This window comes from Chamaesiphon sp. GL140_3_metabinner_50 (genome assembly GCF_025361915.1).
Lineage (GTDB): Bacteria > Cyanobacteriota > Cyanobacteriia > Cyanobacteriales > Chamaesiphonaceae > Chamaesiphon.
In genome coordinates this window covers 1-14,781 of record NZ_JANYJC010000357.1, presented here as the reverse complement: position 1 = coordinate 14,781, position 14,781 = coordinate 1, and the positions used below count along the sequence as shown (strand labels likewise).

Sequence of the window (14,781 nt, the reverse complement as noted above, 5' to 3'; positions counted from 1 at the left end):
AAACAAGGTATGGAAAAAGCCATGAGTCTCTATAATAGTAAATCGATTCCCGTTTCTGAAAGTGAATGAACGCTCGATTAAGCTTTAAATTGAGATTGTAGCTACTGGATGATAGAAAATAAGCAGGGGTAATGTCTTGTCGGTTTTTTACATCACGGGGGAACCCCGTGACGTAAAACCGCCGCTTCATGAATTATCCCTGCTCTGAATTTCAGGAAATATTTACTTAATTAATCGATCGACAGGTGAAACATCAGTTTGACGATCGGTATCGATTAAATGCGAGATACCTTGAAAAAATCGATCTGTCTTAACTTGACGAGTTGAAGATTGGCTGGACTTGACAACTGAGCGCGAGGTGGCACCGAGAACTTTCGATCGGATCGATGGTTTAGGCTGAATATTAGCCAGCACTGCCTCCACTGGTTGTGGCGAGATCCGATCTTTGGGAGTTTGACTAGTGACAACTGGTGCGGATGGGCGGGGTTTAGCCGAAACCGCAGCACTAAAGCCAATGCTAGTTACGAGTAAATTCACCAACACTACTGTAGACAATGAAATCGCGATTCTCCGTTGGAGAGGCTCCGCCAACGATAGCCGATAATGCGATTTGGACAGATTGGACATAGGATAAAAATTCATATGACTCACTGATTAAGTTACCCAAGACAATTGGTGGAATTGTCAAAAATTATCAACTTATTAAGTTGATAGCAGCATATTACCAGTAGATCGCCAAAAAATTTACCACGCTAGCGAAACTAATGCTAGGATCTCATACAGCAAGAGAAGAAGTGAAGAAAAAAAGGACAACCTAATGGCAGAGATAAATAAGTCAATATCCTTTGACGGTAGGGATATTCGGCTTAAAGTTGGTGTATTCGCACCCCAAGCTGGCGGTTGCGTCTTAATCGAATCTGGCGACACCAGTGTTTTAGTTACCGCAACCCGCGCTAAAGGACGAGAAGGAATTGATTTCCTCCCGTTACTGGTAGATTACGAAGAACGAATCTACGCAGCCGGACGCATTCCAGGTGGTTTCTTACGTCGCGAAGGTCGGGCACCAGAGAAAGTTACATTAATTAGTCGGTTGATCGATCGACCGATGCGTCCGTTATTCCCAGACTGGCTGCGCGATGATATCCAAATCGTGGCGACTACCATGTCTCTGGACGAATTAGTACCCCCAGATGTGTTGGCGGTAACTGGAGCTTCGATCGCCAGCCTCTTGGCGCAACTCCCTTTCAATGGCCCAATGGCAGCGGTACGAGTCGGTTTGGTCGGCGATGACTTTATCATCAATCCTACCTATCGCGAAATTCAGATCGGCGATCTCGATTTAGTCGTTGCGGGTACCCCCGACGGCGTGATCATGGTCGAAGCTGGTGCCAATCAGTTGCCCGAACAAGATATCATTGAAGCGATCGATTTCGGTTATGAAGCTGTGTTAGAGCTAATTACCGCCCAACGCGAACTACTTACCGAACTCGGCATAAGTATCGTTCAGGCGGAAAAACCAGTTTCCGATCCCGTCTTAGAAAACTTTTTACGCGATCGGACTACCGAAAGCATTAAAGTCGTACTTGGTAAATACGAGCCAAGTAAACCAATTCGGGATGCCCAGCTCGATGAAATCAAAGCCAAAGCAGTAGCCGAGATTGCCAGTCTCCCAGAAACCGATCCGATTCAAGTTGCCGCAGCTAGCGATAGTAAAGCTGTCAGCACCTTGTTCAAAAGCATCACCAAAAAAATGATGCGCCAACAAGTGATCGAAACCGGACGACGGGTAGACGGACGGGCACTCGACGAAGTGCGCCCCATCTCCTGTTTCGTTGGTGTCTTACCCAAGCGCGTCCACGGGACGGGTTTATTCAATCGGGGTCTGACTCAAGTTATGTCCGCATGTACCCTCGGTACTCCCGGCGACGCTCAAGATCTCGGCGACGATCTCAACCCTGAAAATACCAAACGGTATATTCACCATTACAATTTCCCGCCCTACTCCGTCGGTGAAACCAAACCCATGCGTGCCCCCGGACGGCGCGAAATCGGTCATGGTGCCTTAGCAGAACGCGCTTTAATCCCCGTCTTACCTAGCAAAGATGAGTTCCCCTACGTCCTCAGAGTCGTCTCAGAGATCCTCTCTTCCAACGGTTCGACCTCGATGGGTTCGGTCTGTGGTTCGACATTGGCATTGATGGATGCTGGCGTACCAATTACCAAACCAGTCAGTGGTGCGGCGATGGGACTAATTAAAGAAGGCGAAGAAGTCCGGATTCTCACCGATATTCAGGGGATTGAAGACTTCCTCGGCGACATGGACTTTAAAGTTGCGGGTACCGATACTGGGATTACCGCCCTGCAAATGGACATGAAAATCAGCGGTTTACCAATGGTAACGATCGCTGAAGCAATTAATAAAGCACGTCCCGCCCGCTTACATATTCTAGAGAAAATGTTGGCTGCGATCGACAAACCCCGCGAAGAACTCTCACCCTTCGCACCACGCTTACTCACCTTCAAAATCGAGCCAGAACTGATCGGCTTGGTCATCGGCCCTGGCGGTAAAACCATCAAAGGAATTACCGAAGAAACCGGAGCTAAAATCGACATCGATGATGATGGTACCGTAACTGTCTCCGCTGTAGATAACGAGAAAGCCAAACGCGCGATTCAAATCGTCCAAGGCTTAACCCGCCGTCTCAACGAAGGCGATGTCTATGCTGGACGCGTGACCCGAATTATCCCGATCGGTGCCTTCGTGGAGCTGCTACCGGGCAAAGAAGGGATGATCCATATCTCTCAACTTGCCGATTACCGCGTGGGTAAGGTCGAAGATGAAGTCGGCGTTGGCGATGAAGTGATCGTTAAGGTACGCGAAATCGACAACAAAGGACGTGTGAATCTGACTCGTCTGGGCATTCATCCCGATGAAGCTGCGGCGGCGAGAAAGGGTTAGATTGTTGGTTGCGTAAACCTGACCCACCCCGCCCTACGGGCACCCCTCCGAGGAGGGGACTTAAAGCAAAGACAAAACTTTTTGTGTTTGTTGTCTGGTAAAAATCCCCTCCTCGGAGGGGTGCCCAGAGGGCGGGGTGGGTAGATCTTCGCAGCAACCCAGACCGAATCGAATGTTTTAAACCAAGATACTAGCCCGATCGTTCCATCAGGCTGGTATCTTACGTTTATGGGTAAGCTAATCCAAAAGCTCAAATCTACCTTAGAAGATAGATGTAATGGTTTCAAAGTTAATCGCATGTTTAGCGAGCATTCTATCGCTCACTTCTGCCGCTCGATCTCAATTTAATCGATTGGGTGAAAACAAAAAACCTGAGATTTTAGTCTTCAGCAAACATCTCAGCCAAGGTATTTAAGACCGCTTTTTGTTCGTCGATCGCAATCGAACCCAACTTTTTAATCAATCTGGTTTTGTCCACAGTGCGAATTTGGTCTAGCACGATATAGCCGTCCTTGCCTTCAGAGTTAACGGGAATCCGGCTGGGATAGAGTTTTCCCTTGGTTGTCATCGGCGCGACAATCGCTGTTGCCAGATGTAAGTTCATCTCATCAGGAGAAATTATCAGACATGGACGAGTTTTCCAAATTTCGCTCCCAACTGTCGGATCTAGCTCTACTAGAAACACATCAAATCTCGCAACTACCACTCCCATTCTTCCTCATCCCATGCAGTCGCGGTCGAGCGATCTAGCGAGATATCCTCATCTTCATTGCTGGACATCTGTGCAAATGCTTCCGCCCACCCATTCCGAGCGTGGGATGCTGCTGTAATGACGATCTGATTATCTCTGACCTCAATTTCGACGTTTTCCGAGATACCGCTTTGCTCTAGCAAGAGCTTGGGAATTCTAATCCCTTGAGAATTGCCAACTTTAATTATTCGCCCTTTGACAGGTGTAGTCATAGATTTGAGGACATAGTAATTACATTGTACCCACATATTGATAATGAAAGTTAAAGACTGTCGATCGAGATCGAACATCACAGACTAGTATTAAAGCAAATTCTCGATCGGCTTACGCCATAATTAGTGTGCGGATAAAACATCGATAGCCGACTTCGTGAAGTCGGCTATCGGCAACTGAAGTTAAACGCAAACTTTTTGGACATTAGGTAGCTGGCTGGCTTTTTCCCACCAAGTCCGCAGTTTGGGAGTTTGTGCGGTAATCGTCTCAAATGCTGGCGTTTGGGATAGATAAACAAAGATTGGGATTAGATAAAAATCAGCAATGCTAATTGTATCGCCCAATAGATATACATCTCCTGTCGCGATCGATTCGATCGCTTCCAGAGCTTTTGTCGCAGGTGCGATCGCTTGATGCACTTTATCCTCGTCCGGTTTACCACCCTGGCTGGGAACGATGAGGCTTTGAATGACGATGGTACCGATCGCCGGAGCATAGAGATAGCTATCGATAATCCCCATAATTTGCCGCATTCTGGCTTGACGCATCGGCTCGGCAAAGCTAAACTGGCGATCGGCTAAAACTGTATCGAGATATTCAGTAATTGCCCCCGTTTCATACAGCAGTTCTCCATCTACTTCTAGAGTGGGTATTTTCCCAAAGGGATGCTTCTTTAAATACTCTGGTGACTGGCTTTCGCCGTTAAAAATATTGACGCTGTGGAGAGTATATTCTGCACCAATCTCCGCCAACAGCAATCGGACTGTTCGGACGTAGGTACTACCAGTAAATCCGTGAACGACTAGGTTTGACATTATCTATAAGTAATTCAGATAGTCTATATCTTTAGTATGAGCGATTCGATCGATATTGGGCATTACCGTTATCCTTGCCATCACGAGTCGCAACAACCCCACGAGTCAAGTACCAGTTCGACGACGGGGACGATTTCCCATTTGGCTGATATGGATCTGGCGATCGATATTCAACAATTACTAGCTGAAATTTCAGCTAGAATGTCGAACGAGCCAATCTTTAAGCTGGCTTGTAAACACATAACGAATAGATTTTTTGTGTAAAGATAACCAATCTGACACCCATCAGGCTGGTATCGTAGTAATAGGGCAAATGAGATCGCCGTAGAATTTTTAGATTTTAATGAGGTTGAGTGATGGCAACAGTGGCAACAGGTACATTGCTATGGCAGCGATATCAGGATTGGTTGTATTATCACCCAGGTTTAGGTTTGTACCTAGATATCAGTCGGATGCGGTTTGATGATGCGTTGGTTTCCCAACTGCAACCCAAATTTGTCAAGGCATTCGCCGATATGGTGGCTCTGGAAGCCGGAGCTATTGCCAACCCTGACGAACAGCGGATGGTGGGACACTATTGGCTGCGAAATCCAGATCTCGCGCCGACTCCAGAAATTAAGACCGAAATTACCAGCACGATCGAGGCGATCGCCGATTTTGTCCGCAAAATCCACTCTGGAGCCATTCATCCCCCTCAAGGTGGTAAATTTACCGATCTGATAACGATCGGGATTGGGGGTTCAGCATTGGGGCCGCAATTTGTTGCTGAAGCTCTTGCACCCGATCGTCCGCCGTTAAATATTCATTTTATCGACAATAGCGATCCGGCCGGGATCGATCGGGTGCTCAGTCGGGTTGAAGACAGGCTCGATACCACTCTGGTTATGGTCATATCTAAGTCTGGCGGCACCCCAGAACCTCGAAATGGTATGTTAGAGGTTCGGGCGGTTTATCAAGCTCAGAATCTTAATTTTGCGGCTTATGCAGTGGCAGTTACAGGCGTGGGCAGCCACCTCGATGGTGTGGCATCATCTCAAGGTTGGATTGCGAGATTCCCGATGCCCGACTGGGTAGGCGGACGAACGTCTGAATTATCATCGGTGGGTTTACTTCCTGCCGCACTGCAAGGCATCGACATTCAGGGGATGCTGGCTGGTGCCAAAGAAATGGACATCGCTACCCGGAACCCAAATATCAAAACTAATCCGGCTGCTTTACTCGCTCTGGCTTGGTATGCATCGGGCAATGGGAAGGGCGAAAAAGACATGGTGGTGCTACCTTACAAAGATAGTTTATTGCTATTTAGCCGTTATCTTCAGCAGCTAGTCATGGAATCGCTAGGCAAAGAAGACGATCTCGATGGTAATAAAGTCTATCAGGGGATTGCTGTTTACGGGAATAAAGGTTCGACAGATCAACATGCCTACGTTCAACAACTGCGCGAAGGTATTCCCAATTTCTTTTTAACATTTATCGAAGTATTAAACGATCGAGCGGGTGAATCGCCAGAAATCGATCCGGGTGTCACTAGCGGCGACTATTTATCTGGCTTTTTGCAAGGTACTCGTCAAGCTTTATACGAAAATAGCCGCGATTCGATTACCGTCACGATTCCGAGCGTGACACCGCAGACTGTTGGAGCTTTAATTGCTCTTTACGAACGAGCGGTAGGTTTGTATGCTTCGATCGTGAATGTTAATGCCTACCACCAACCAGGTGTAGAAGCTGGGAAAAAAGCTGCGGCGGTAATTATTCAACTCCAAACCGATGCAGTCCAAGCACTCAAGGAAACCACGATCGCTTCACCAATTACACTAGCAGAATTAGCCGCAAAAATTGGCGCACCCGATCGAGTGGAGGCGATTTACAAGATTTTACGCCATCTTCAGGCAAACGATCGCGGGATCGCTTTTACGGGCAACTCAGCGCATCCAGGCAGTTTACGAGTTGCTTGGATTGATAACTAACCCTCATCCCCAACCCTTCGCCCTCAGGGAGAAGGGAGCCGGACTCAAGAATTGGATTCAAAGTCCCTCTCCTTGAGGGAGAGCAGGGTGGTTTCATACACCAAAATAAAAATCTCTTAGTTCACTTCAGTGAACTTTCGCTATTAGCCCGAAATTTATTTCAGGGCGGTTGAAAACTGAGCACTAGGGTTTATGCATTTTTATTTCCTTGTATGAAACCATCCTGCCTCTCCCTAAGGAAGAGGGATTTAGCGGCTCGCATAATCCGGGAGGAAACCTCCCGTTTGTGTGCGACAAGACAAGACAGGGTGAGGGCGATTTTCGCTCGTCAATAAAAGCTTCCAGCTCGACTACACTATACTCGCTCTGCCCTCGGACGTACAAATCGCGGGTGAATTGCAAACTTAGCTGCTGAAATGAGATTTTTGGCTCGATTTGCACGATCTCCTTGGCTCGTTGTCGCTGCTGAATTTTTGATAAGCTTGATGTTTGAAAGCTTTTAAGAATTCGCTGGCACTCATATTCTGCTTCTAGACGAATGAGTTCGCAAGAGTCTTGCCGCAATAACTCTGCCCAATTTGGCAATCGTTCCGTGCTTTGATAAATAAACTCCACCGCCGCCCAGCGAGTCAGATAACTGGTGTTAGTTGCCATGCGTTCGAGGTAATTCTCCATATTTTCCACTCCCAACCAGCCCATTTCATGAATCAGTCGATTGAGTAATAATGGATCGGTATCGATAAATCGATCGAATGCCTCCACTAAGACATTTTTGCTAGTGTAACTACAGGTTTTCCCTAAAGTATAAATCGCGTTGCTCCGAATAAAATGGTTATTTGTAAAGACTAATTCTTCTAATGTACTAACTATTATCGAACCTAGATAATCATCTCGAAATTGCTGACAAGCATCGTTTCGATACCCGCAGACGATCGCATCGCGCAAAAATAATGATGTCACCTCGAACTCTGGCTGAGATTTTAACAATCGACAAATTAAAGCTGCCAGATGTGAAAAAGTTAAAGAGTTGACAATTGTGGTAATATAACCTGTGTCTTCAAAGCCATCATCTAAGTATAATAATATTCTTAGTTCTATTTCTGTTTCATTCATCGTTTAGCTCCGAACTAATGCCTACTCAACCATCGGTAATACCACAAGATTTATATATATCGATCGATAGCATTAATACGCGATATTGGCAGATGGGTAATAGTGGTAGTTCGATAATTTTGCTACATGGTGGGAGTGGTTCGATCGAATTTTGGCTGTATAACATCGCTGCTTTAGCGGCACACCACCGCGTGTATGCTTTTGATATGGTTGGTTCGGGTAAATCGGATTATCCAGATCGCTCTTATTCGTTGGTAAATCAAGCTGAATTTTTAGCTAGTTTTATGAACGCATCAAAAATTGAAAAAGCGACTATTATCGGCAACTCGATGGGTGGTGGAGTTGCACTAGAATTTACTAGATTATACCCCAATCGAGTCGATAAATTAGTATTAGTTGATAGCATGGGCTTTGGCAAAGAAATTAGCCTGGGCATTCGAGTAATTACTTTGCCAGCAGTTGTCAGTTTACTTCGTCCGGGACGGTGGATGATTCCGGCGATGCTAAGATCTAATTTTTTCGATGGTAAACAGCTACCGCCAGATTGGATCGAATTGCGTTATCCAATCTTTGCCATCCCTGGGCGAAATCGCGTTATTCTCAGAATCGGACGAAGTAATTTTAATTTAGCAGGCGTTTTACCTCAAGTTTACCGACCGATTCTCGATAATTTGTCAAACATTTTACAGCCAACATTAATTACGTGGGGAGAATACGATCGAATTATTCCCGTCAAACATGCATATATCGCCGCCGCAGGTATACCAAATAGTCAATTACATATTTTTCCTGATTGCGGACATCATCCATATCTAGAATACCCTGCTAAATTCAATCGACTAGTATTAGATTTTATGGCACAATAGCACTTAAAAAAGGTTGGATCGATCGATCCAACCTTTAAATTAGGTTTAACCTAATTTACAACACTAAAATTATAGATTACCACTAAGCTGTGACTCCGATTTTTTGCTGTGTTCTGGCAACTCAAAAACTGCACGATAGAATAATCCAGCCGCAATTGCGCCTAGGATTGGAGCTACCCAAAATAGCCATACTTGTCCGAACAACTCCACCTTGCCAAATAACCCTACAACCAATGCTGGCCCAGTACTCCTAGCTGGATTAACAGATGTGTTGGTAACCGGAATACTAATGAGGTGAATCAATGTTAGCATTAGCCCGATCGCGATTGGTGCGAAACCTTGAGGTGCGCGTCTGTCGGTAGCACCTAAAATTACCATTAAGAACATAAATGTCATGACAACTTCAGTGATGAAGCAAGACAACATGGTGTAACCTTGGGGCGAATGAGTCGCAAACCCATTTGTTGCCATCGGGCCAGTTCCGGTGAGTGCATAGCCAGTTTTACCCGATGCAATAAAGTAGATTAGCAAAGCTGCGACAATTGCACCACCCACCTGCGCGACAATATAGGGTAATAATTCAGAGGCTGGAAATCTCTTGCCAGCCCACAAACCGAAAGATACCGCCGGGTTGAGATGACAACCAGAAATATGTCCGATGGCATAGGCCATCGTCAGTACTGTCAAACCAAAGGCAAATGATACGCCAATGGTACCAATTCCTAATGACGCTGCGGCTGCGGCTTTTGCTTCCGATGCACCTTGAGCGTTTACTTCTGTATAGGCTGCGGCAATTACCGCACTCCCACAGCCGCCTAGCACCAACCAGAAGGTACCAAAAAATTCTGCAAGACAACGTTTCGTTAAAGGCATACTTATTTACTCGATTAGATTTACCGAACATTGACAGTTGTAGTCATTGTTATGGCAAAATCTAATTTCGATCCAGGTTCTGTAATATTTAGTTATATCATTGTGCTTATTTATACTAAAAAGATACCATTACGATCGATCGGACAATCGTAATGGTATCTTTTAGTGGCAGTAACAAAAAATATCGATTAGCTCGAACTAATTACTACGTTACGAGATCTGCGGCTTCGGTTTTGCCCGCTGTGCCTTTCTTAGCCGTTCCGCCCAATGTGGCAAAATCAGCTAGTGCTAGTGTCTGAATTCGCGACTGCTGGAGTGCTGCTGCTCTTTCTAATGGGGTATTGTAACCCCAATCGGCTAAGTACAGCTTGACTGACTCTAGCTCTGGCTGAGTGGCGATTTTGGTCAAGGTGCTGAGTCGATCTTCAACAAACCACACTGCTGGCGATTTCTTGGCACCACGATCGAGAATTTGCTTGAGACTATCTATTTTACTGCGTTTGAGTTCTTTACCCCAAATAAATTCACTTGATAGCTCGATGCCCTCTTTTTGCAGCAGTTGGGTGACAAATCTGCTTTCTTTAGTCGTAATAATGACTGGTTGAATCTTTCGATTGGGCAGGTCTTTGAACAGATCGACTACTCCTGGATAAAATTGATGCAAACCCAACCAGCTTGTCAGGTCTTGCTCGATCCAACTATCGCGGACGGCATCTAGTTGCTGACTGACTTTTACGCCGCTGAGGCGACTATCGGCGAGGATGCGATCGCGAATCCGCTGCCAAGAACTCTGCATTCGATCTGTAGAAATCCCTAAACTCAGTGCCCGAATCAGGACGGGCATTTCCCAACCGACTTCGATCAACGGACGCAGTTCTCGAAACTTTTCAGCTACTCCGGGTGATGGTTCCAACCGCTCTAGCTGCCATACTTGAGTATAAGTCCGCCATGCCGTCTGCCAATACTCTGCCATTCCATCGCAGATAACCCCATCGAAATCGAGGGCGAGAATTCGCGCAGCATTCATACAGTTGCTTTTCCTTTGACTAAAATAACCGTCAGTTAGAGCCATTACGGCTCAATCCCGATCTTACTGTTTGGATGCTTGATTTAACTGGGGTGCAAGGATTCGAACCTCGGAATGTCTGGACCAAAACCAGATGCCTTACCACTTGGCGACACCCCATTGCGATGACATCTACAAATATAGCATAGCTATCTGGGTCTTTGTCAAGAGGTGCAACTGATGTTTTTTAGCACCGATCGGTCGCTTTCGTCCCAAATAGGTATGGCATAACGATCGATCCCGATCGAACATCATCCGAATGGGAGTTCCGAGTCTCGGTGTAAGTGTGGTTTTGTATAGATACGCAAAGCCAGCCGCCACTGGTTTGCTCGTTTTACCGATCGGAGGATTGTTTGGTATTAAATAATACTTTCGATCGGCAAAATTAAATAGTAGATTCAATGCTAAACACCTAGTCAATAAATATCAACTCGACTAAATATTTGTCATTTTAGCTACATTACCCGCGCGATCGCTACTGTTCATTACATTATTATTGGAGTGTTTTTTTAGATAAATGAATTGTGAAGATTTTGTTAAGATAAATGAAAATATTAAAAAGTGGTGTTTAAGATATGAGAACGTTAACAGAACAAATACAAATCTAAATAAATCGCTTATCGAGCGCAGAGTCCTTGATATGCGGCAATCAGAGAGAACTGTATAGAGTTTGTTCGAGACATTTTTAGTGAATTACTAAGCAAGACGCAGGTGATTATCGACCGATAAAATGGGGAGATCTAACCTTGAATTATTCAAGAGATTCGATCGCGGCATCTGCGAGTAGCATTATATAATCCAGGAGAATTATAATGAAGATTGCTCAAATAGCACCTTTGTGGGAACGAGTTCCCCCACCAGCATATGGTGGCATAGAATTGGTAGTTGGACTGTTGACAGATGAGCTAGTTGCTAGGGGTCATGAGGTAACTCTATTCGCTTCGGGGGACTCGATTACCTCGGCAAAACTAGAATCGATCCACCCCCAAGCACTGAGATTAGACCCGACAGTTAAAGAATGTGGCATTTATGAAATGTTGCAACTGGCTCAAGTTTACGAACGAGCGGGAGAGTTCGATCTGATTCATTCGCACATGGGTTGTGCGGCATTACCTTACAGCAAGTTGACCAAAACGCCCACAGTTCACACCTTGCATGGCATTTTTACGCCAGACAATGAAAAAATGTTCGTTCATGCCAAAGCGCAACCCTATGTGAGTATTTCTAACGCTCAACGGGAAGAGCGGTTGGGGCTAAATCATGTTGCCACGGTTTACAACAGCATCGATGTAAACTCACATCATTTTTTCCCGGTAGCTGACGAACCAGCTTATCTGGCGTTTCTAGGCAGAATATCGCCAGAAAAGGGGCCGCACCTTGCGATTGAAATTGCCAAAGCGACCGGAATGACGCTCAAAATGGCAGGCAAGGTCGATCCGGTCGATGTTGAATATTTTGAGAATGAGATTAAGCCGCTCATCGATGGCGTGCAGATTCAGTTTTTGGGTGAAGCCGATCACTTTATGAAAAACGATCTGATGGGTCGAGCAATCGCGACTTTATTCCCGATTACTTGGCGCGAACCATTCGGCTTGGTGACGATCGAATCGATGGCAGCAGGTACGCCTGTAATTGCCATGAATCTCGGCTCGGTACCCGAAATCGTTGTCGATGGCGTGAGTGGATTTATTTGCAACAACATTGCTGAATGTATTGCTGCTGTAGCCAAAATTCCCCAACTGTCTCGATCTGCTTGTCGCGAATATGTAGCTCATCGATTTGGAGTCGAGCAAATGGCTGCGGGTTATGAAGCGGTGTATCAGCAGATTTTGGCAGAGAAATTTGCGAGTAACGGACATCTTGTTAGCGCACGCTAAAACCAGATTCAATCGAAATCGAGCAGATGAGAGTCGCTTAAAGATCGGCTCTTTACACTATATCTTGGGGAATCTCTAAGATTGTCACATTAGACACTCGCGAAAATGTTAGATCGATCGCGGCTAGAAGACAACATATTCGATCGTCAGTCGCCGATCCGGAATTCTCACAGTGAGAATTTTATAGCTACATCGTCATAATTAACGTCAGTTCTGGTTAAGCTTCAACTCTGTTGTTACCTCAGCTCATTGGTAGCAAGCCCAACCGGGCAAAGTTTGACAGACATTTTAGATATTTTGGAATATTTTATTCCTTTTATCCAGAACTCAGGTTAATTAGCATAACGGCTGGTGAGGACGACTTATCCCGATTAATTTAAATTATTTACTGAGGTGCAGATATGCCAAACGGAACATTCCCCACTACCACGATTAACTCCACAGTTACCAAACCCCACCAACCATTTCCTTCTGCACGTCCGACAATTCCCACACGTCAAGCAATTGCCTTAATTTCCGAGCATGGCGATCCTGCTGCTGAAATTGGTAAAGATGCCGCTGGCGGTCAAAATGTTTATGTGCGCCAAGTGGGTGAAGCTTTAGCCAAACTCGGTTGGCAAGTAGATATGTTTACGCGCAAATGTAGCCCTGACGATGCGACGATCGTTCAGCATACACCCCATTGTCGGACGATCCGGTTGATCGCTGGCCCTGAGTCTTATATTCCCCGCGACGAATTATTTCAGTACATGCACGAATTTGTTGAAGCGTTTCGGAAATTCCAGCAAAAAGAAGGCACGAATTATCCTTTAGCCCATACTAACTATTGGATGTCTGGTTGGGTAGGGATGGAACTCCAACGCTGCCAAAATATTCAACTGATCCATACCTATCATTCTTTAGGTGCAGTGAAGTTTCAAGCGGTGAGCGAGATTCCCGCGATCGCACAGACTCGCTTGGCAGTAGAAAAAGACATTCTCGAACGAGCGCATCGCGTTGTCGCCACCAGTCCTCAAGAACTCAATGATTTAGAGACATTTGTATCTAAAATCGGTAATGTCGATATCATTCCTTGCGGTACCGATGTTAGCACCTTTCACCCGCTCTCTAAATCGGAAGCCCGCAAACAGCTAGGGATCGGCACCAAGGAAAAAGTGGTACTGTATGTCGGTCGCTTTGATAAACGCAAAGGGATTGAAACCTTAATTCGGGCAACAGGCGAACTCCGCGCTCGATTAGAACAAGGTGAAGAAATCGATCCTCAGCACTTAAAATTACTAATTGTCGGTGGTAGCGATCCTAATGAGGCTGATGGTGTCGAGCGTCGCCGGATTGAGGAGATCGTCAGTGAATTAGATTTGGGTGCAAATACTGACTTTGTAGGCATTGTCGGGCACGATCGCCTCCCACTGTATTATACTGCTGCTGATGTATGTGTAATCCCCAGTCACTACGAACCGTTTGGATTGGTCGCGATCGAAGCTATGGCTTGCGGCACGCCCGTAGTCGCGTCTGATGTGGGTGGTTTGAAATTTACAGTCATTTCTGAGGAAACTGGATTATTGGTACCGCCTCATGATGCCAGTAAATTTGCCCACGCGATCGAACGGATTTTGACTGACGATATCTGGGCGCGGAAAATTCGCAGACAAGCATCCGCACGGGTACATCAAAATTTTAGCTGGACGGGAGTAGCCATCCAACTGAGCGATCTCTATCGTCATCTCTTGGCTAAATCGTTAATGACTCCCGCGCTAGGGCGCGGATCGAGCGCGCCTGCGACACTGTTGTCCAAGCAACAGCAAGTTGTCAGAGCCTCCTAATTTAACCTAGGTAAAAAGGTCTCCCGTATTATATACACAAGTCTGCTGGACTTCGTTTCTAGATCCCAATCCCCCCTAACCCCCCTTGAAAAGGGGGGAACCGGATCCGGAAGTCCCCCTGCAAGGTTGCGCTTTCACTGTCGGGGAACAAAGGACGGTGCGCGCATCCGCTTTTGAAGGGGGATTTAGCGGCTCGCAGCCGGGAGGTTCCCTCCCGGATTATGCGAGACAGCGACGCATACGACAAAGGAGGTTCCCTCCCAGTTGTGTGCGTCAAGACAAGACAGCGGCGGTTTTATTCGGGGGTTCCCCCCGAATAAAAAACCGACAAGACAGCGGCGGTTTTATTCGGGGGTTCCCCCGTGACGTAAAAAACCGACAAGCTAGGGGGATCTCTAGGGTTTTCGATTTTCCCCAGACTGTATACACCGTAGCCTTTTATAAGGGGGGTTGGGGGG

The 14,781-nt window shown here is 46.1% G+C and carries 13 protein-coding genes and 1 tRNA gene; 6 read left to right on the top strand and 8 right to left on the bottom strand.

The annotated features are described in order from the left end of the window. Positions 1–222: 222 nt before the first annotated feature. A complete protein-coding gene (locus Q0R35_RS17520) occupies positions 223–627 on the bottom strand; it encodes a hypothetical protein (protein ID WP_295621440.1) in 405 nt (134 codons plus the stop codon). A 190-nt stretch (positions 628–817) separates the two neighbouring features. Between Q0R35_RS17520 and Q0R35_RS17515 the strand changes: the two genes are divergently transcribed. Then, complete coding sequence (locus tag Q0R35_RS17515; RefSeq protein ID WP_295621437.1) at positions 818–2,959, top strand: polyribonucleotide nucleotidyltransferase; 2,142 nt, start codon at positions 818–820, stop codon at positions 2,957–2,959. Between the two features lie 379 nt (positions 2,960–3,338). Here Q0R35_RS17515 and Q0R35_RS17510 read toward each other — a convergent pair whose 3' ends face one another. The 3 genes from Q0R35_RS17510 to Q0R35_RS17500 form a co-directional block, all read right to left on the bottom strand. Beyond that, a complete protein-coding gene (locus Q0R35_RS17510; RefSeq protein WP_295621434.1) occupies positions 3,339–3,671 on the bottom strand; it encodes a type II toxin-antitoxin system PemK/MazF family toxin in 333 nt (110 codons plus the stop codon). After that, positions 3,659–4,000 (bottom strand): AbrB/MazE/SpoVT family DNA-binding domain-containing protein, encoded by a 342-nt coding sequence (locus Q0R35_RS17505; RefSeq protein WP_295621443.1) that lies wholly within the window; start codon positions 3,998–4,000, stop codon positions 3,659–3,661. Before Q0R35_RS17505 ends, Q0R35_RS17510 begins: the two co-directional genes overlap by 13 nt. 105 nt (positions 4,001–4,105) lie before the next feature. Then, a complete protein-coding gene (locus tag Q0R35_RS17500) occupies positions 4,106–4,738 on the bottom strand; it encodes a glutathione S-transferase family protein (protein ID WP_295621431.1) in 633 nt (210 codons plus the stop codon). Positions 4,739–4,774: 36 nt separating this feature from the next. Between Q0R35_RS17500 and Q0R35_RS17495 the strand changes: the two genes are divergently transcribed. Then, the gene (locus Q0R35_RS17495) at positions 4,775–5,002 is read left to right on the top strand and encodes a hypothetical protein (protein WP_295621428.1); all 228 of its coding nucleotides are present in this window, start codon (positions 4,775–4,777) and stop codon (positions 5,000–5,002) included. A 92-nt stretch (positions 5,003–5,094) separates the two neighbouring features. Then, positions 5,095–6,705 (top strand): glucose-6-phosphate isomerase, encoded by a 1,611-nt coding sequence (locus Q0R35_RS17490; RefSeq protein WP_295621425.1) that lies wholly within the window; start codon positions 5,095–5,097, stop codon positions 6,703–6,705. Positions 6,706–6,888: 183 nt separating this feature from the next. Here the strand turns inward: Q0R35_RS17490 and Q0R35_RS17485 are convergent, their stop codons facing one another. Further along, the gene (locus Q0R35_RS17485; protein WP_295621423.1) at positions 6,889–7,818 is read right to left on the bottom strand and encodes a hypothetical protein; all 930 of its coding nucleotides are present in this window, start codon (positions 7,816–7,818) and stop codon (positions 6,889–6,891) included. 17 nt (positions 7,819–7,835) lie between these two features. Between Q0R35_RS17485 and Q0R35_RS17480 the strand changes: the two genes are divergently transcribed. Next, positions 7,836–8,684 carry an alpha/beta fold hydrolase gene (locus Q0R35_RS17480; protein ID WP_295621420.1) on the top strand — a complete coding sequence of 283 codons (849 nt, stop codon included), beginning with the start codon at positions 7,836–7,838 and terminating at the stop codon, positions 8,682–8,684. Positions 8,685–8,753: 69 nt separating this feature from the next. On the opposite strand, the gene aqpZ is transcribed toward Q0R35_RS17480, so the two are convergent. The 3 genes from aqpZ to Q0R35_RS17465 all read right to left on the bottom strand — a co-directional run bounded on the left by aqpZ (position 8,754) and on the right by Q0R35_RS17465 (position 10,743). Next, positions 8,754–9,557 (bottom strand): aquaporin Z, encoded by an 804-nt coding sequence (aqpZ, locus tag Q0R35_RS17475; protein WP_295621416.1) that lies wholly within the window; start codon positions 9,555–9,557, stop codon positions 8,754–8,756. 205 nt (positions 9,558–9,762) lie between these two features. Then, entirely contained in the window at positions 9,763–10,584 is an 822-nt protein-coding gene (locus tag Q0R35_RS17470) for an HAD family hydrolase (RefSeq protein WP_295621412.1), read from the bottom strand. 87 nt (positions 10,585–10,671) lie between these two features. Continuing rightward, positions 10,672–10,743 (bottom strand) — tRNA-Gln (locus tag Q0R35_RS17465). A 692-nt stretch (positions 10,744–11,435) separates the two neighbouring features. On the opposite strand from Q0R35_RS17465, the gene Q0R35_RS17460 reads away from it, so the two are divergent. Then, positions 11,436–12,500 carry a glycosyltransferase family 4 protein gene (locus Q0R35_RS17460; protein ID WP_295621408.1) on the top strand — a complete coding sequence of 355 codons (1,065 nt, stop codon included), beginning with the start codon at positions 11,436–11,438 and terminating at the stop codon, positions 12,498–12,500. A gap of 401 nt (positions 12,501–12,901) precedes the next feature. Further along, positions 12,902–14,323, top strand: a complete 1,422-nt coding sequence (locus tag Q0R35_RS17455; protein ID WP_295621405.1) for a glycosyltransferase family 1 protein — start codon at positions 12,902–12,904, stop codon at positions 14,321–14,323. Positions 14,324–14,781 lie beyond the last annotated feature (458 nt).